The organism is Streptomyces sp. NPDC046335, assembly GCF_055587985.1.
Genome location: NZ_JBVJFF010000009.1, coordinates 378,309 through 395,075, shown reverse-complemented (window position 1 = coordinate 395,075; position 16,767 = coordinate 378,309). Strand labels below are relative to the sequence as shown.

Annotated in this window: 19 protein-coding genes; 10 read left to right on the top strand and 9 right to left on the bottom strand. The window is 71.4% G+C overall.

Annotation, left to right across the window (positions count from 1 at the left end):
- The first annotated feature begins 60 nt into the window (after positions 1 to 60).
- Positions 61 to 855, top strand: coding sequence for an endonuclease/exonuclease/phosphatase family protein (locus ACZ6JY_RS24215; protein WP_469198658.1), 795 nt, complete (start codon positions 61 to 63; stop codon positions 853 to 855).
- Here ACZ6JY_RS24215 and ACZ6JY_RS24210 read toward each other — a convergent pair.
- The 4 genes from ACZ6JY_RS24210 to ACZ6JY_RS24195 all read right to left on the bottom strand — a co-directional run bounded on the left by ACZ6JY_RS24210 (position 852) and on the right by ACZ6JY_RS24195 (position 4,128).
- Positions 852 to 1,853, bottom strand: a complete 1,002-nt coding sequence (locus tag ACZ6JY_RS24210; protein WP_469198657.1) for a CU044_5270 family protein — start codon at positions 1,851 to 1,853, stop codon at positions 852 to 854. The two genes, ACZ6JY_RS24215 and ACZ6JY_RS24210, sit on opposite strands and share 4 nt — an antisense overlap.
- Positions 1,846 to 2,466, bottom strand: a complete 621-nt coding sequence (locus ACZ6JY_RS24205) for an RNA polymerase sigma factor (protein WP_469198655.1) — start codon at positions 2,464 to 2,466, stop codon at positions 1,846 to 1,848. Before ACZ6JY_RS24205 ends, ACZ6JY_RS24210 begins: the two co-directional genes overlap by 8 nt.
- Positions 2,467 to 2,627: 161 nt before the next feature.
- Entirely contained in the window at positions 2,628 to 3,356 is a 729-nt protein-coding gene (locus tag ACZ6JY_RS24200) for a hypothetical protein (protein WP_469198653.1), read from the bottom strand.
- Positions 3,349 to 4,128, bottom strand: coding sequence for an alpha/beta hydrolase (locus ACZ6JY_RS24195; RefSeq protein WP_469198651.1), 780 nt, complete (start codon positions 4,126 to 4,128; stop codon positions 3,349 to 3,351). The genes ACZ6JY_RS24200 and ACZ6JY_RS24195 overlap by 8 nt, the downstream gene beginning before the upstream one ends.
- Before the next feature lie 139 nt (positions 4,129 to 4,267).
- Between ACZ6JY_RS24195 and ACZ6JY_RS24190 the strand changes: the two genes are divergently transcribed.
- From ACZ6JY_RS24190 to ACZ6JY_RS24170, 5 genes are all read left to right on the top strand, one after another.
- On the top strand, positions 4,268 to 5,029 hold the full coding sequence (locus tag ACZ6JY_RS24190) for a lysophospholipid acyltransferase family protein (protein ID WP_469198800.1): 762 nt from the start codon (positions 4,268 to 4,270) through the stop codon (positions 5,027 to 5,029).
- Positions 5,030 to 5,097: 68 nt separating this feature from the next.
- Positions 5,098 to 6,306, top strand: coding sequence for a MacS family sensor histidine kinase (macS, locus tag ACZ6JY_RS24185; RefSeq protein WP_469198649.1), 1,209 nt, complete (start codon positions 5,098 to 5,100; stop codon positions 6,304 to 6,306).
- 149 nt (positions 6,307 to 6,455) lie between these two features.
- Positions 6,456 to 7,109, top strand: coding sequence for a response regulator (locus ACZ6JY_RS24180; protein ID WP_469198798.1), 654 nt, complete (start codon positions 6,456 to 6,458; stop codon positions 7,107 to 7,109).
- Between the two features lie 149 nt (positions 7,110 to 7,258).
- Positions 7,259 to 8,296: a 6-phosphofructokinase gene (locus tag ACZ6JY_RS24175; protein ID WP_469198647.1), complete on the top strand. Its 1,038-nt coding sequence runs from the start codon at positions 7,259 to 7,261 to the stop codon at positions 8,294 to 8,296.
- Between the two features lie 67 nt (positions 8,297 to 8,363).
- Complete coding sequence (locus tag ACZ6JY_RS24170; protein ID WP_469198645.1) at positions 8,364 to 9,380, top strand: 2-hydroxyacid dehydrogenase; 1,017 nt, start codon at positions 8,364 to 8,366, stop codon at positions 9,378 to 9,380.
- Here ACZ6JY_RS24170 and ACZ6JY_RS24165 read toward each other — a convergent pair.
- The 3 genes from ACZ6JY_RS24165 to ACZ6JY_RS24155 all read right to left on the bottom strand — a co-directional run bounded on the left by ACZ6JY_RS24165 (position 9,377) and on the right by ACZ6JY_RS24155 (position 12,008).
- Positions 9,377 to 11,224, bottom strand: coding sequence for an anthranilate synthase family protein (locus ACZ6JY_RS24165; RefSeq protein ID WP_469198643.1), 1,848 nt, complete (start codon positions 11,222 to 11,224; stop codon positions 9,377 to 9,379). The genes ACZ6JY_RS24170 and ACZ6JY_RS24165 overlap by 4 nt on opposite strands.
- A gap of 112 nt (positions 11,225 to 11,336) precedes the next feature.
- Positions 11,337 to 11,393: a trp operon leader peptide gene (locus ACZ6JY_RS24160; protein ID WP_351162541.1), complete on the bottom strand. Its 57-nt coding sequence runs from the start codon at positions 11,391 to 11,393 to the stop codon at positions 11,337 to 11,339.
- 21 nt (positions 11,394 to 11,414) lie between these two features.
- The gene (locus tag ACZ6JY_RS24155) at positions 11,415 to 12,008 is read right to left on the bottom strand and encodes a TetR/AcrR family transcriptional regulator (protein ID WP_469198641.1); all 594 of its coding nucleotides are present in this window, start codon (positions 12,006 to 12,008) and stop codon (positions 11,415 to 11,417) included.
- Positions 12,009 to 12,053: 45 nt separating this feature from the next.
- On the opposite strand from ACZ6JY_RS24155, the gene ACZ6JY_RS24150 reads away from it, so the two are divergent.
- The 3 genes from ACZ6JY_RS24150 (at position 12,054) to ACZ6JY_RS24140 (ending at position 14,758) form a co-directional block, all read left to right on the top strand.
- Positions 12,054 to 12,983 (top strand): DUF2867 domain-containing protein, encoded by a 930-nt coding sequence (locus ACZ6JY_RS24150; protein ID WP_469198639.1) that lies wholly within the window; start codon positions 12,054 to 12,056, stop codon positions 12,981 to 12,983.
- A 35-nt stretch (positions 12,984 to 13,018) separates the two neighbouring features.
- The gene (locus tag ACZ6JY_RS24145) at positions 13,019 to 14,371 is read left to right on the top strand and encodes a class II 3-deoxy-7-phosphoheptulonate synthase (RefSeq protein ID WP_469198637.1); all 1,353 of its coding nucleotides are present in this window, start codon (positions 13,019 to 13,021) and stop codon (positions 14,369 to 14,371) included.
- A 135-nt stretch (positions 14,372 to 14,506) separates the two neighbouring features.
- Complete coding sequence (locus tag ACZ6JY_RS24140; RefSeq protein ID WP_469198635.1) at positions 14,507 to 14,758, top strand: (2Fe-2S)-binding protein; 252 nt, start codon at positions 14,507 to 14,509, stop codon at positions 14,756 to 14,758.
- Positions 14,759 to 14,791: 33 nt separating this feature from the next.
- On the opposite strand, the gene bfr is transcribed toward ACZ6JY_RS24140, so the two are convergent.
- On the bottom strand, positions 14,792 to 15,271 hold the full coding sequence (gene bfr, locus ACZ6JY_RS24135; RefSeq protein ID WP_062781113.1) for a bacterioferritin: 480 nt from the start codon (positions 15,269 to 15,271) through the stop codon (positions 14,792 to 14,794).
- Between the two features lie 165 nt (positions 15,272 to 15,436).
- Here bfr and ACZ6JY_RS24130 point away from each other — a divergent pair, with 165 nt between their 5' ends.
- Positions 15,437 to 16,069 (top strand): sulfite oxidase-like oxidoreductase, encoded by a 633-nt coding sequence (locus tag ACZ6JY_RS24130; protein ID WP_469198633.1) that lies wholly within the window; start codon positions 15,437 to 15,439, stop codon positions 16,067 to 16,069.
- A 32-nt stretch (positions 16,070 to 16,101) separates the two neighbouring features.
- Here the strand turns inward: ACZ6JY_RS24130 and ACZ6JY_RS24125 are convergent, their stop codons facing one another.
- Positions 16,102 to 16,641, bottom strand: a complete 540-nt coding sequence (locus ACZ6JY_RS24125; RefSeq protein ID WP_469198631.1) for a DUF4396 domain-containing protein — start codon at positions 16,639 to 16,641, stop codon at positions 16,102 to 16,104.
- Positions 16,642 to 16,767: the final 126 nt, after the last annotated feature.

The following is a 16,767-nucleotide window of genomic DNA, read 5'->3' as shown; positions in this document are numbered from 1 at the left end:
CCGACCGTGCCCGCCGTGCCCCGCAGGGGAAGCGGCGGGCACTGTCGTATCTTGATCGCCATGTCGACGAGTCCGCTGGCCGCGCTCCCCAACTCCCGCACCGAAGAGGACGGTTCGGCCGTCGTCCGGGTGCTCAGCTACAACATCCGCTCGATGCGCGACGACACCGACGCGCTCGCCCGCGTCATCGCCGCCTGCGCGCCCGACCTCGTCCTGGTCCAGGAGGCGCCCCGGTTCTTCCGCTGGCGCAAGAAACTGGCCCGCCTCGCGCGCGCCGCCGACCTGGTGATCCTCTCGGGCGGCGGTACGGCGGCCGGGCCCGCGCTGCTCTGCTCGCTGCGGGCCACCGTCGAGCGGACCGAGGACGTCCTGCTCCCGCTCACCCCGGGCCTGCACCGGCGCGGCTTCGCGACCGCCGTGGTCCGCTTCGGCGGCGCCAGGATCGGCGTGCTGAGCTGCCACTTGAGTCTGCAAAGTGATGAGCGGTACGCGCAGGGCGGGCTGCTGCTCGACCGGCTCGCGGAACTCGGCACCGAGCACGCGGTCGCGGGCGGCGACCTCAACGAGCGGCCCCGGGGCCGGACCTTCCGCCGACTCGCCTCGGCGCTCCAGGACTGCTGGGCCACCAAGCCCTGGGGCGGCGAGCACACCTCCACGCCCGCCGACCCCCACCAGCGCATCGACGCCATCCTCGCCACGCCGGGCATCGAGGTGCTCGGCTGCGGGGTGCCGGCGGGGCTGCCGGGCGTGACGGGGGCAGACCTGAGGGCGGCCACGGACCACCTGCCCGTCCTGGCCGCCCTCAGGGTCCCCCCGTCCCCCGTTTCCCCGCGTCCCCCGGTCCGTGAGGCCTAGGGCCGCTGCTTGGCCCTGTCGGTGATCGCCCAGCTCTCCAGGTACGAGAGCTGCACGTACGTCTTCGTCCTCTTGCCGTCACCCGAGGTCCGGGTGTCGCGGCAGCCCAGGAACTCGTACGTCCCCGGGGCGAAGATGAAGTAGCCGCCGTAGCCGGTCTGCCCCTTCGGCAGCGTCGGGTCGTCGTAGGTGATCGCGATGCCCGTGCGGCCCTTGGCGTCCTTCTGGCCCGGCACCGCCTTCACACCGGGCACCATGCCGAGCGCCTCGTACGCGGCGGGGCGCAGCCCCTCCGGCATCACCGGGACCAGCTTGAGCAGCCCGGCGAGGCTGAAGTGGATGTGCGACCACTCCTGGTCGGTGATCTCGTCGAGCGAGTCGTTCCTGTCGTCCGGGCCCGACTTGTGGAGCAGCGAGAGGATCAGTTTCTCCGGGTCGGTCGGCAGCTTCTCCAGCGTCGCCCACTTCTGCGGGGGCCACATCGACTCGTTGTCCTTCAGCGGCTCCGACCACCAGCCCTTGCCGATCTCCATGATCCAGGAGCGCTTCGAGTCGTCCACGGAACGCCAGTTCTCGTCCACGTGGCGCTTGACCGCCCCAGTCTTCCGCTCGGTCTCCTTGATGATCTCCTTCGTGTAGATGAACTGGTCGTCACGCGGGGCGACGGTCTTCTCGTGCGCGCGCTCGTACGCAGCCGCGCCGTTCAGCACGGTCCGCGCGCTGACGTTGCGCAGGGGCGGGGCCTCGCTCACGGCCGGGTTCGCGCGCCGGTCCGCACCGTCGCCGCCGTCCACCGCGACCAGGACGGTCGCGGCGACCGCCGCCGCGGCGGTGCCGGTGACGGCCACCCGCAGCAGGGCGCGGCGCCGCACGGGCCGTGCGGCCGGAGCCGTCTCGTTCATCGCGGCGAACAGGCGCACCCGCGCCCGATGGCGGGTGTCGTCGTCGAGCGGGGGAGCCCCCACCTCCCAGCCGCGCAGTTCATCGAGCTCATTCATGGGCGTGTGCCTCCCGGAAAGCTGTCGGATCGGATCCGCCCAGTGCTTCGCGCAACGATCTGCGAGCCCGGTGCAGCCGTGATCTGACGGTGCCGACGGGCACCCCCAACGCCTGAGCCGTCTCCTCGTAGTCGAGGCCGGCCCACGCCACCAGGAGCACCACGTCGCGATGGCGGGCGGAGAGCCCCGCCAGGGCGTCCGCCAGCTCGCCGCGCACCCCCCGGGCGCCCGCGCGGGCGACCGCGAGATCGGCGACCGGCTCCTCGTGCGGCACCGGGGCGGGCACCCGGGCGAGGGCCTTGAACCGGCGCGCCTCCGCCCTGCGGTGCCTGCCGATGAGGTTGGTCGCGATGCCGAACAGCCAGGGGCGGGCGTCGGCCCGCGCCAGGTCGTACCGGTGGCGCTCCTTGAAGGCGGTGGTGAAGGTGTCCGCCATCAGATCCTCCGCCGCCTCGGGGCCGAGCCGGCGGGCCGCGTACCGGTACACGGAGTCGGCATGCCGGTCGAAGAGGGCGGCGAACTGCTCGGGCTCGTCCCGGGACCGCTCGATGGACCAGGCGTCGCTCTGTTCGCGCTGCCCCAGGGACGGCGGGACGCCGGGTTCGACGGTCATCGGGGCTCCTTTCGTTCGTGTGAACGCCTCGAAGGCTTGGGCTCGTTCGGTTGGTTCACCTCTTCTTCGCCGCTCGGCGGGATCGGGTTCCATCGGCGTACGGGGACATGGGCGAGGCCCGCCCGGAGAAGTTCCGGACGGGCCTCGGGGAGCTCGGGGGATCAGACGACCGCGCCGCGTCCCGGGTCGTCGTCCTCCTCGTCGTCCCCGGCGCTCATCCGCACGACGAGCGTGGCGAAGCCGCCGAGGAAGCCGCCGATGCCCAGCGTGGTCAGCCACCACGTCATCTGCCAGCCGAGGAGGATGGCGAGCAGGATCAGCAGCGGGCCGCCGAGCACCGCGAGCCAGGCGAACTTCGCCGTCACGTCGGCGTCGGGCAGCGGCGGCGGCTCCGGCGGCACGAAGTGGCCCTCGTCGCTCGCGTCGAAGTCGTCCTCGGAGGACTCGGGGGCCGTGTAGTCCCGGGGGCCGCCGACGCCGGGGGCGAAGGAGACGGAGCTGCCGAGCGGCTTGTCGGCGCCCGGCTTCGCCTTGGGGTCAGGCTTGGTCCCGGAGTCCGGCTCGGCGCCGGGGTCCGGCTCCGTGCCCGGCTCGGCGGGGTCCTTGCCGAGGCCGGGGCGCACGGAAGCTGGCCCGTTGGTCTCCGGTTCCAGGAGGGCCAGGTCCTCCACGGACTTGAAGGGCTTGGCGCCCGGCGGGTCCGCGGGCTCCTCGCCGTACCCGGCGACGATCGCCTGCCAGGCGGCGTCCTCGTCGATCGGAACGCCTCCGTCCAGGGGCGTCGCACCGTCCAGCGGCACCCCGCCGTCCAGTGGCACCCCGTCGCGGGGCACCTTGGTCTCTTCCGGCTCCTCGCGGCTCTCGTCGCGGTCAGCCTCGTGCTCAGCCACCGGTGGCCGTCCCTTCCTTACCGACGCAGGGGGCGAGCCGGCCGATGAACGCGTAGCTCTCCTCGAAGATCCGGTCCGCGTCATGGTCCAACGTCGCCACGTGGTAGCTCTGTTCCAGCAGGATCTCCGTGACGTCCGTGGACGAGACGCGGCCGAGGACGCGGGCGGAGTCGGCGGCGGGCACCACGTGGTCCCTGGGGCTGTGGAGCAGCAGCAACGGCTGGGTCACCTGCGGCAGTTCCCCGTCGACCAGGCGGAAGAAAGTGCGCATGGAGTGCGCGGCGTGCAGGGGGACCCGGTCATAGCCGATCTCGACGGAGCCCTCCTTGGCGATGTCGCTGGCGATGCCCTTCGTGGTCCGTACGACGTGGCGGACGACCGGCAGCGCGTACGGCGCCAGGCCGTGCAGTTTGTTCGCCGGGTTGACCAGGACCAGGCCCGCGACCGCGTCGCCGTGCTTCGCGGCCAGGCGCAGCGCCAGCGCGCCGCCCATGGAGAGGCCGAACACGAAGACCCGCTTGCATCGCTCGAGCAGGCCGCGCAGCTCGCGGTCGACTTCGGCATACCAGTCCTGCCAGCCGGTGACCTGCATGTCCTCCCAGCGGGTGCCGTGCCCGGGCAGGAGCGGCAGCGAGACGGTCAGGCCGCGCTCCGCCAGATACCCGGCCCAGGGGCGCAGCGACTGCGGGGATCCGGTGAAACCGTGGCAGAGCAGGACGCCGACCTCTCCGCCTTCGTGGCGGTACGGCTCGGCTCCGGGGAGGACCGGCACCTTCGGTCTCCTTCATGAGCGTGAGATGGGGGAGTACTTCACCGTACGCGACCGGACTGACACCGGCCAGGGTCGTCGGGGCCATTGGCCGCACAGCGGGTTAAGGTCTGATCCACAGACACAGGAGGCACTCGGTTTGATCTACGGCGCAATGAAGGTTGCCATCGGAGGGCCGCTGAAGCTCGGCTTCAGGCCCTGGGTGGAGGGCCTTGAGAACGTCCCCGCCGAGGGTCCCGCCATTCTGGCGAGCAACCACCTCTCGTTCTCGGACTCCTTCTTCCTTCCCGCGGTCCTCGACCGCAAGGTCACTTTCATCGCCAAGGCGGAGTACTTCACCTCGCCCGGAGTGAAGGGCAGACTCACCGCCGCCTTCTTCAAGGGCGTCGGCCAGCTCCCCGTGGACCGCTCCGGGGGCCGCGGCGCGGGCGAGGCGGCCATCAAGAGCGGCATCGAGGTACTGGAGCGCGGCGAGCTCTTCGGCATCTACCCCGAGGGCACGCGCTCGCCGGACGGGCGCCTCTACCGCGGCAAGCCCGGCGGCCTCGCGCGCGTGGCGCTCGCCACCGGGGCGCCCGTGCTCCCCGTCGCGATGATCGACACCGAGAAGATCCAGCCGCCCGGCAAGGTGATGCCGAAGCTGATGCGGCCCGGCATCCGCATCGGCAAGCCGCTGGACTTCCGCCGCTACCAGGGCATGGAGCACGACCGCTTCGTGCTGCGGGCGCTGACCGACGAGGTCATGTACGAGATCATGAAGCTCTCCGGCCAGGAGTACGTCGACATGTACGCGACGGCCGCCAAGCGTCAGATCTCCGATGCCGCGAAGGCGGCAAGGGCGAGCGAGAAGGCGGCCGAGAAGTCAGCCGAGAAGACGGCCGAGAAGGAACGGGCCGGCTCCTAGCCGCGTCCGTTCAGGGTGGGGCGCACGGCGGTGCGGGCACGGCGGGTGAGGCACGGCGGGTGGGGGACATGGCACGTCGCGAGAAGGTCATGAGGATGTCGGTCGAGCAGCCGCTCTGGCGCGCGCTCACCGGCTACCGCATCCTGACCATGCTGTACGCGATCGGCCTCTTCTGGACGGCGCACCAGAAGCCCGACCACCCCTGGGTGGCCGCCACCTACTTCACGGTGCTCGCCGTCTGGACCCTCGGCACGCTGCCCCGCGTCGCGAACGCCGCGAGCTGCACCAGGGGCTTCCTCGTCTGCGACCTGACCGTCGCTCTCGTCGGCATCCTGCTGACGCCGCTCGCCGACTCGCACGAGCGGATCGTCAACGGCGGCCCGACGCTGCCCTCCATATGGACCGCCGGCGCCGTCCTCGCGTACGCGATCAAGGGCGGCTGGCGGTGGGCGGCCTTCGCGTCGCTGCTCGTGGGCGTGGCCAACGTGGTGCAGCGCGGGGCGTTCAGCCGCGACACGATCCACAACGTCCTGCTGGTCTGCATCGCCTCCATCGCCATCGGCTACGTGGTGGAGGTGGCCCGCGCCTCCGAGCGCACCCTCGCCCGCGCCCTGGAGATCGAGGCGGCGACCCGCGAGCGCGAACGGCTCGCCCGCGACATCCACGACAGCGTCTTGCAGGTCCTCGCCATGGTGCAGCGGCGCGGTACCGCCATCGGCGGCGAGGCCGCGGAGCTCGGCCGGCTCGCGGGCGAGCAGGAGGTGGCGCTGCGCACCCTGGTCGCGGGCGGCCTGGTGCCCGCCTCGCACGCGTCGGAGGACGCCTCGCAGGGCGCCGTGGTCCGCGCGGTCGAGGAACCGGGCACGGACGGTGCGAGGGCCGCCGACGCGGCGCCCCGCGACCTGCGCCCGCTCCTCGCCGTGCACGTGGGGTCGCGGGTGACGCTCTCCGAGCCCGGGGCGCCGGTGCGCCTGGCACCGCACGCGGCACGGGAGCTCGCCGCCGCCGTCGGCGCCGCGCTGGACAATGTGCGGGGCCACGCGGGGCCTGACGCGAACGCCTGGATCCTGGTCGAGGACGAGCCGGACGGGGTGATCGTCACCGTACGGGACGACGGCCCCGGCATCCCCGAGGGCCGCCTCGCGGAGGCCGAGGGCGAGGGCCGCCTCGGCGTCGCCCAGTCGATCCGCGGGCGGCTGCGGGACATCGGCGGCACGGCCGAGCTGATCTCGGTGCCGGGCCAGGGCACGGAAGTGGAACTGAAGGTCCCGCGCTGAGCGGCACGGGACGGCACGGAACACGGGGGAGGGCGGACAGCACGATGAGCGAACAGCGACAGCGACAGCAGGGGCTGCGGGAACCGGCCACGGGGGTCACGGACGCCACGCCGGAGGCCGGCGGCGACGGGGCGGCCGTGGTCAGGGTCATGGTCGTCGACGACCATCCGATGTGGCGGGACGCGGTCGCGCGCGACCTGGTGGAGGCCGGTCTCGACGTGGTCGCCACGGCGGGCGACGGAGAGCAGGCGGTGCGCCGGGCGGGCGCCGCGGCACCGGACGTCCTGGTCCTCGACCTGAACCTGCCGCTCAAGCCGGGCGTCCAGGTCTGCAAGGAGCTCGTCGCGGCCAACCCCGCGCTGCGCGTCCTGGTGCTCTCCGCGAGCGGCGAGCACGCCGACGTCCTGGAGGCGGTCAAGTCCGGCGCCACCGGCTATCTGCTGAAGTCGGCGTCCACGGAGGAGCTGATCGACGCCGTGCGCCGCACGGCCGTGGGCGACGCGGTCTTCACACCCGGTCTGGCGGGCCTCGTCCTCGGCGAGTACCGCCGCCTGGCCACCGAGCCCGCCCCGGGCACCCCGGACGACCCGGGGGCCCCGCGGCTCACCGACCGCGAGACGGAGGTCCTGCGCCTGGTCGCCAAGGGCCTGAGCTACAAGCAGATCGCCGAACGCCTCGTCATCTCGCACCGCACCGTGCAGAACCACGTCCAGAACACCCTGGGCAAGCTCCAGCTCCACAACAGGGTGGAGCTGGTGCGGTACGCGATCGAGCGGGGCATCGACAGGGCCGACGACGCCTGACCCTCGTACGCATGACCCCTCGTACGAGTGAATGCCCGTGATCAACTCCTTTGTCCCGTCCAGGAATTGACCGTCCGCCCTGTCCCGGAGTGACCTGGATCACCATTAGCGTGACCCGCGTCAGGTCACTGCGGCGAAGGGACAGCTCCATGGCGGTCAAGAAAATCGGGGTACTGACCGGAGGCGGCGACTGCCCCGGGCTCAATGCCGTCATCCGGGGCGTCGTGCGCAAGGGCGTGCAGGAGTACGGCTACGACTTCGTCGGCTTCCGGGACGGCTGGCGCGGTCCCCTGGACGGCGACACCGTCCGGCTCGACATCCCCGCGGTCCGCGGCATCCTGCCGCGCGGCGGCACCATCCTCGGCTCCTCGCGCACCAACCCCCTCAAGGAGGAGCACGGGGTGCGCCGCATCAAGGAGAACCTCGCCAAGGAGGAGGTCGACTCGCTCATCGCGATCGGCGGCGAGGACACGCTCGGCGTGGCCGCGCGCCTCACCGACGAGTACGGCATCCCGGTCGTCGGCGTCCCCAAGACCATCGACAACGACCTCTCCGCCACCGACTACACCTTCGGCTTCGACACGGCGGTCGGCATCGCCACCGAGGCGATCGACCGGCTGCACACCACCGCCGAGTCGCACATGCGCGTCCTCGTCGTCGAGGTCATGGGCCGGCACGCGGGCTGGATCGCCCTGCACTCGGGCCTCGCGGGCGGCGCGAACGTCATCCTCATCCCCGAGCAGCGCTTCGACGTGGAGCAGGTCTGCGCCTGGGTGACGTCGCGTTTCAAGGCCTCGTACGCCCCCATCGTCGTCGTCGCCGAAGGGGCGATGCCCAAGGACGGCGAGATGGTCCTCAAGGACGGCACGCAGGACTCCTTCGGGCACGTGCGGCTCTCCGGCGTCGGCGAGTGGCTGGCCAAGGAGATCGAGGGCCGCACCGGCAAGGAGGCGCGGACCACGGTCCTCGGGCACGTGCAGCGCGGCGGCACGCCCAGCGCCTTCGACCGCTGGCTCGCCACCCGCTTCGGGCTGCACGCGATCGAGGCCGTACGGGACGGCGACTTCGGCAAGATGGTCGCCCTCAAGGGCACGGACATCGTGCGCGTCCCGATCGCCGAGGCGACGGCCCGCCTGAAGACGGTGGACCCGGCGCTCTACGAAGAGGTCGGCGTCTTCTTCGGCTGACGACCGCCCCCCGGGACGGCCCCCGCTCCGGGTGCCGTCCCGGGCAGCGGTACCTAGACTCACGCCCATGGAGATCCTCGCGTTCGGCGTGCAGTCCGACGAGCGGCCGCTGATCGAGAAGGCCTTCCAGGGGCACCACGACATCCGCTGCCTCGACGTGTTCCTGAACGAGGACACCGCCCCCATCGCCGCGGGCCACGAGATCATCTCCTCCAGCGTCAACGCGACCCTGGACAGCCGTGTGCTGCGGATCCTCGCCGACGGCGGGACGCGGATGATCGCCCAGCGCTCCACCGGGTTCAACAACATCGACCTCCGGGCCGCCGAGCGCCTCGGTCTGACCGTCGCCCGCGTCTCGTACTACTCGCCGTACTCCGTGGCCGAGTTCGCCTGGACCCTCGCGATGGCCGTCAACCGACGCATCGTCCGCGCGAGCAACCGCACCCGCGACTTCGACTTCCGCCTGGACGGCCTGATGGGCCGCGACCTGCGCGGCCGCACGGTCGGCGTGCTCGGCACCGGCAAGATCGGCGAGGCGTTCACCCGGATCGCGCACGGCTTCGGTATGCGGCTGCTCGGCTGGGACGCCAGGGAGAGCCCCGCCTGCCTGGAGCTCGGCATGGAGTACGTCGAGCGGGAGCGGCTCTTCGCCGAGGCCGACCTGATCAGCCTGCACGTACCGCTGCTCCCCTCCACGCAGCACATCGTCGGCGCGCAGGCGCTGCGGACGATGAAGGACGACGCGATCCTCGTGAACTCCAGCCGCGGCGGCCTGGTCGACACGGACGCCCTGGTCGCGGAGTTGCGGAACGGGCGCTTCACGGGGGTGGGCCTGGACGTCTACGAGGCGGAGGCGGGCCTGTTCTTCCTCGACAAGTCCCTGGAGGCGGTCGCTGACGACACCCTGGCCCGCCTGGTGACCTTCCCGAACGTGGTCGTCACCTCGCACCAGGCGTATTACACCGAGGACGCGGTCGGCCAGATCGTCGAGACCACCCTGCGCAACGTCCGTGACCATGTGGCGGGCCGCCGCAACGAGAACGTCCTGGTCCCGGCGGCCCCCACGAACGAGCCGGCCTCCTAGACGAGCACCCCGGCCAGCAGCTCCCGCACGATCGCCGTCCCGCGCAGCGTCAGCACCGACTCCGGGTGGAACTGCACCCCGGCGAAGCCAGGACCGCGCAGGGCGTGCACCTCGCCCGTCGCCGTGTCCCTGCTGACCTCCACGCCGTGGGCCGCGAGCTCCACGGCCGCCTCGTCGTCGCAGCGCGCCACGTAGCTGTTGTAGAAGCCGACGGTCTCGGTCCGCCCGAAGAGGCCGACCGGGACCTGAGCGCCCTGGTACGGCACCTCCTTGCGGACGATGTCCAGGCCCAGCTCGGCGGCGAGCAGCTCATGGCCCAGGCAGACGCCGAGAACGCCGTGCCGGTGATCGCGCACGACCTCGGTGGTCAGTGCGCGCAGGAACCGCATCTTGGGGTCGGCGGCGTCCGAGGGGTCACCGGGCCCCGGGCCGAGCACGACGGGCCCCTCGTGCGCGCGGACCGTCTCGCGCAGCCCCGGCTCGTCGTAACGCCGCACGGTGACGGTGAGGCCCGATGAGCGCAGCAGGTGCGCGAGCATCGCCGTGAAGGTGTCCTCGCCGTCGACCACGAGCGCGTGCCCGGCCGGCGCGTCGCCCCGCTCCCGCATCCGCAGCCAGAACGGCGCGAGGTGCGCCCGCCGCCCGTCGAGCGCCGCCCGTACGCGGGGATCGTCGGCGAGGGCAGGACGTACGGCCTCGTCGCGGGGCCGCCCCGGCCGCACCCCGAGCGCGGCGAGCACGCCCGCGGCCTTGGCGTGCGTCTCGGCGACCTCGCCCGCCGGGTCGGAGCCGCGCACCAGCGTCGCGCCGACCGGCACCCGCAGCCGGCCCGCGGGGGAGATGTCGGCGGTGCGGATCAGAATGGGCGAGTCCAGGGTCTGGGCGCCGCCCGCGTCGCGGCCGATGAGGGCGAGGGCGCCCGCGTAGTAGCCGCGCCCGCCCGCCTCGTGGCGCTCGATGACCCGGCAGGCGTTCTGCACGGGCGAGCCGGTGACCGTCGCCGCGAACATCGTCTCCTTGAGGACCTCGCGCACGTCGAGCGAGGACTTGCCGCGCAGCTCGTACTCGGTGTGCGCGAGGTGCGCCATCTCCTTGAGGCGCGGCCCGATCACGACGCCACCCATGTCGCCGACGGTGCACATCATCTTGAGCTCCTCGTCGACGACCATCGACAGCTCCTCGATCTCCTTGCCGTCGGCGAGGAAGGCGAGCAGATCGTCCGCCGTGGGCCCTTCGGCCGGGTAGCGGTAGGTGCCGCTGATCGGGTTCATCACGACCGTCCCGCCGGACATCCGCACATGCACCTCGGGGCTCGCCCCGACGAGCGTGCGCTCCCCGCTGTGCACGACGTACGTCCAGTAGGCGCCCCGCTCGCCCACCAGGAGCCGCCGGAAGAGCGCGAGGGCGTCCGCCCTGTCGAACCCGGGGATCTCCCCCTCGTACGTACGGCGGATGACGAAGTTGGCCCCCTCGCCCCGGCCGATCTCCTCACGCAGGACACGGCCCACGATGTCGGCGTACGCGGCGTCGTCCACGTCGAAGGCGCCGCCGTCGACCCGCACCTCGTGCGCGGGCAGCGCGGAGAGGGCCTCGTCGAGGGGGAGTTCGTACGTCTCCTCCGGGGTGAGCACGGTCAGCGGCGTGCCGTCGTCGCGGACGTCGAAGCCGCGCTCCCTGATCTGCCGGAAGGGCACGAGCGCGAGGCCCTCGGGGATCTCCGCGAGCCGCTCGTACGTGCGCGTCGGGCCGATCAGGACCTCGACCGTGTCGTGGTCGCGGCCGGGCGTGCGGCGGCGGAGCAGGGCGAACGGGCGGTCGTCGGTCAGCAGGTCGGTGAGCTGCATCGGTTCTGTTCCTTCTCACTCGGAGAGGAACGGCCCGGGTCCGGAGAGGTCCGGAGAACACTGAAGGCCGCCCCTCGGGCGGCCTTCGCGGGTTCAGTGGATACGCGCGCAGTCAGTGGGCCGCCGGATGAGCGGGCCACCACCAGTTTCGAGTCGTCTGCGCGTGCATGTCCCGCACCCTAGCGCATCGTCACCGCACCATCAGCGCGTCCAGGGCTTCGTCCAGGTACGCGCCGAGCTCCTCCGCCTCAGGCACCACGGACGGCACCGCGTGGCCGAGCTGGACGTGCCCGAGATAGACGCTGTACGCGAGCAGTCCCCGCCTGCGGGCCTCCGGCGCGGGGAAGCCGAGCCCGGCGAACAGCTCGCCGACATACGCCACCCGGCGCTCGGTCACGCGCCGCAGGGCCTCGGTGACCTGGGGGTGCGAGGCGGTCGCGAGGAGGGCGACCTCCAGGGAGTCGGAGGTCGCCGACTCGATGGCCCCGGCGAAGAGCAGACGGACGCGCTTGCGGGGGTCGGGCTCGGCCTCGGCCTCCTGGATCGCCTCCTCGGTGCTGGTCTCAGCCCAGCGGGTGAGGGTGGCCTCGATGAGCGCGTCACGGTTGGCGAAGTGCCAGTAGAAGCTGCCCTTGGTGGTGCCGAGCCGGACGGCCAGGGGTTCCACGGCGACGGCGGCGAGTCCGCCCTCGCCGATCGCGGTGAGGGCGGCGTCCGCCCAGTCCTCGGCGGTCAGTCGGGGCTTCGCCGCGGGCTTCTTCTGCTGCCGTTGCACCATGCCCATACGGTACCGTATGGTCGACCATACGCCAGCGTATGGAGGTTCGTGATGGGCACGGTACTCAACGAGCACGAGCGTGTGATCGAGGCTCCGGCGGAGGTGGTCGGCGCCCTGCTCGACCGCCTCTCCGCCGAGGACGACCCCCTCTTCCCGACGCCGGCCTGGGACGCGATGGTCTTCGACCGTCCGCTCGCCGTGGGCGCGACCGGCGGCCACGGCCCGGTCCGCTACAGCGTCGTGGAGTACGAACCGGGCAGCCGCGTCCGGTTCGCCTTCACCCCGCCGGACGACGGCTTCCACGAGATGTCCGTCGAGCCGATGGGCGAGGGCCGCTGCCGCGTCCGCCACGTCCTGGAGACCGGAATCCGCGGCGGCAACCGCCTGCTGTGGCCCGCCGTCGTCCGGCCCCTGCACGACACGATCGTCGAAGAGGTCTTCGACAACATGGAGCGGGCGGCGACGGGCCGCTGCGCCCGCCCCGTCCGGTGGTCGCCCAGGGTGCGGCTGTACAACCGGCTCATGTGGAGCCGCCCGGAGACCGTCGCGGTGCCGGAGGCCGCCCGCCTGCTCCGCACCGCCGTCGACCGCCCCGGCTACGAGGACGCGTACCGCATGGAGCTGCTCCCGGGGCAGCCGCGCGACCCGGAGGCCTGGACCGGCATCCTGCGCGACGCCTTCCCCGTGATCGCCGGGGAGGGCGGCGAACTGCTCCTGGAGGTGCGGGCCAGGGGGCTGACGGCGCGCGCCTCGATCCTGGTGGACGCGGGGCACGTCACGCTGAGCTCCACCGTGCGGACCGATACCCTGCGCGGCAGGATCTACTGGGCGGTGGTCAGGCGCGGCCACCCGTTCATGGCACGCACCATGCTGCGCCGCACGCACCGCCGGCTGGCCCTGGCGGCACCGCCCGCCGGTGACCGGGAGCTGGAGCGCCGGCGCTCGGCTGTGTCGGGTCCGTCTCACTTGGTGAGCGGGTGAATGGATGGCGGACGCCACCCCGTAATGTTGTGGGGGTGACCGTAACGGCTAAGACCACCGCAACCGGTGGCAACACCTGGCGAAACCTGCCCGCGGCGCAGCAGCCCGAGTACCCCGATGCCGAGGCTCTGCGCGATGTGATCGCGGACCTCGAGTCGTATCCGCCGCTCGTCTTCGCGGGCGAGTGCGACCAGCTGCGCGCCCGCCTGGCCTCCGTCGCCAAGGGGGAGGCCTTCCTGCTCCAGGGCGGCGACTGTGCCGAGGCCTTCGACGCCGTGTCGGCCGACCACATCCGCAACAAGCTGAAGACGCTGCTCCAGATGGGCGCCGTCCTCACGTACGCGGCGTCCGTGCCCGTCGTGAAGATCGGCCGCATCGCGGGGCAGTACTCCAAGCCGCGCTCCAAGCCGACCGAGACCCGCGACGGCGTGACGCTGCCGACCTACCGCGGCGACTCCGTCAACGGCTTCGACTTCACCGAGAAGGCCCGGATCCCGGACCCCGAGCGGCTGAAGCGGATGTACCACGCCTCCGCCTCCACGCTGAACCTGGTGCGCGCCTTCACCACCGGCGGCTACGCCGACCTGCGCCAGGTCCACGCCTGGAACCAGGACTTCGTGAAGTCGTCCCCCTCCGGCCAGCGCTACGAACAGCTCGCCCGCGAGATCGACAACGCGCTGCACTTCATGCGGGCCTGCGGCACCGACCCGGAGGAGTTCAAGACCGTCGAGTTCTACGCCTCCCACGAGGCGCTGCTGCTCGACTACGAAGGCGCGCTCACCCGCGTCGACTCCCGCACCGGCCGGCTGTACGACACCTCGGGGCACATGGTCTGGATCGGTGAGCGCACCCGCCAACTGGACGGCGCGCACATCGAGTTCGCCTCCCAGGTGCGCAACCCCATCGGCATCAAGCTCGGCCCGACGACGACGCCCGAAGAGGCGCTGACGTACATCGAGCGCCTCGACCCCGACCGCGAGCCCGGCCGGCTGACCTTCATCGTCCGCATGGGCGCCGACAAGGTCCGCGACAAGCTGCCCGAGCTGGTCGAGAAGGTCACGGCGTCCGGCGCGACCGTCGCCTGGATCACCGACCCGATGCACGGCAACACCTACGAGGCCGCCTCCGGCCACAAGACGCGCCGCTTCGACGACGTGCTCGACGAGGTCAAGGGCTTCTTCGAGGTCCACAAGGCCCTCGGCACCCATCCGGGCGGCATCCACGTCGAGCTCACGGGCGACGACGTCACCGAGTGCGTGGGCGGCGGCGACGAGATCTTCGTCGACGACCTGCACCAGCGCTACGAGACGGCCTGCGACCCGCGGCTCAACCGCAGCCAGTCGCTCGACCTGGCGTTCCTGGTCGCGGAGATGTACCGCGACCAGTAGGTATTCCCGTTGTGTGCGCCGGTGGGGCACGGATCCATGTGATCCGTGCCCCACCGGCGTATCGGGGCTTTTGTGGACCCGGGGTCATGGGTAAGGTTAGGTTAGCCTCACCGATCAATCGGGACGGCGCCGCCGATGAGTCCTGTCCGGGAGGTGAACCGCGTGTACGTCTGCAACTGCTTCGGGGTCACCGAGGCGCAGGTCAAACAGCACGCGGCGGACGGTGCCTGCACACCCCGCCAGATAGCCTCCGCCAGCAAGGCGGGCACGGACTGCGGCTCGTGCGTACGCAGCATCCAGGCGCTCCTCGGCCGGGGCACGTGCCCCCGCAGGGAGCTGGCCGACCAGGGCGAGCCGGTCCTCACCAGCCTGGACGAGGCCGCGTAACCCCGTCGGCGACAGGGACCGCCCCTACGGGATTCAGCTCTCCGGCTGCTCGACGAGCTGCGCGATGTAGAGCGCCTCGCCCAGCTTCTCCACCAGTTCGAGCTGCGTGTCCAGATAGTCGATGTGGTGCTCCTCGTCGGCGAGGATCGACTCGAAGATGTTCGCCGACGTGATGTCGCCCTTGGCGCGCATCACCTCGATCCCGCGCTTGAGGCGGTCGATCGCCTCCACCTCGACCTGCCGGTCCGCCTGGAACATCTCGGTGACCGTCTGGCCCACGCGTACGTGGAAGAGCCGCTGGTAGTTGGGCAGACCGTCGAGGAACAGGATCCGGTCGGTCAGCACCTCCGCGTGCTTCATCTCGTCGAACGACTCGGACCGGGTGTATTTGGCGAGCTTCGTCCAGCCGAAGTTCTCCTGCATCTTGGCGTGGAGAAAGTACTGGTTGATCGCCGTGAGTTCGGCGGTCAGCTGCTCGTTGAGAAATTCGATGACCTCGGGGTCGCCCTGCATCGCAGAGGCTCCTTCCATGCAGGTAACTGGGCAGGTAGCGGGCATCTTTGCACCGGCGTTCGGAAGCCGTCCAGTAAGTGCAGGCTTAGTATGAGTTGCCCGAATCCGTATCTGTCGGGCTTTGCCTGGTCACGTCCAGTGCTTCCGGTCTGTCAGGATGGAGGCATGGGTCAGCCGGCGGAACGCGCATCTGGAGAGGCGGCGGAGCCGGGGCTTCCGCCGGGTCAGCGGCTGCAGCGTGGCTGGCCGGTCACGCACTACGGCCCGGTGCCGAAGTTCCGCCCCGAGCGCTGGGAGTTCCGGGTATTCGGAGCCACCGCCGACGGCGAGAAACACTGCTGGACGCACGAGGAGTTCTCCGCCCTGCCGTACGAGACGGTGGTCGGCGATCTGCACTGCGTCACGAAGTTCAGCATGCTGAGCGCCGAATGGGGCGGTGTACCGGCCCGTACGCTCCTAGAACTCGCGCCGCCCGCGGCCGACGCCACCCACGTCATGGTCTGGGCCGAGTACGGCTTCAGCTCCAACCTCCGGATGGCGGACTTCGCCTCCGACCGCACGATCTTCGCCACGCACAAGGGCGGCGAGCTGCTCACCGCGGAGCACGGGTTCCCGCTGCGGCTCGTCGTGCCCCAGCTGTACGCCTGGAAGGGCCCGAAGTGGGTCCGCGGCATCGAGTACATGACCGCCGACCGCCGCGGCTTCTGGGAGGAGCGCGGCTACCACAACCTCGGCGACCCCTGGCGCGAGCAGCGCTACTCCTACCAGGAAGAGCCCGGGGAGGGCCCCGAGCTCTGATCGTGTACCGGGTGATCGTGTACTGACCGTGCTCAGTGGTGGTACTGGTGCACCACCGCGTGGCCCTTGCCGCGGCCGATCATCCACTTGTTCACCGGCGTCGTGATCACGAACGCGGCGGCCAGGGCGATGGCCAGGATCCACCAGAACATCGGGGTGTCCAGATGGGCGTCCATGGCGCCGGGCCAGAGCGCGATCACTCCGTTGTCGATCAGTTCCATCACGGCGATGGACAGGGTGTCGGCGGCGAGCGCCACGCGGAACGCCGTCCTGAAGTCGACGCCGGCGGCGAGGATGCCGCGCAGGGTGAGGGCGTAGCCGAACACGAAGGCCAGGGCGATGGCGAGGGCCATCGTCGGCATGTTGCCCCAGCCGAGCGCGGTGCCGATGACCATGCCGAGCACCTCGCCGATGGCACAGCCGGTGAGGCAGTGCAGGGTCGCCTGGGCGGCGGTGCGCCAGGTGACTCTGCCAGCGCCGTGGCTGTGGTGGGCGTGGCTTTCGCCGGGACGGTGCTCGTGTTCGTGTTCGTGCTCGTGGTGCGTGTGCCCGGAGTGCGTGTTGTGCCGCATGGGAAGCCCCCGATGTGGAATGACGGTCCCTGGGTGACGGGTTCCTGCTGTCGATGACAGGAACGATATACCCCTAGGGGGTATTCCCCAGGTATCCCTCTCAGACGCTCCTCTCAGGCACTCCTC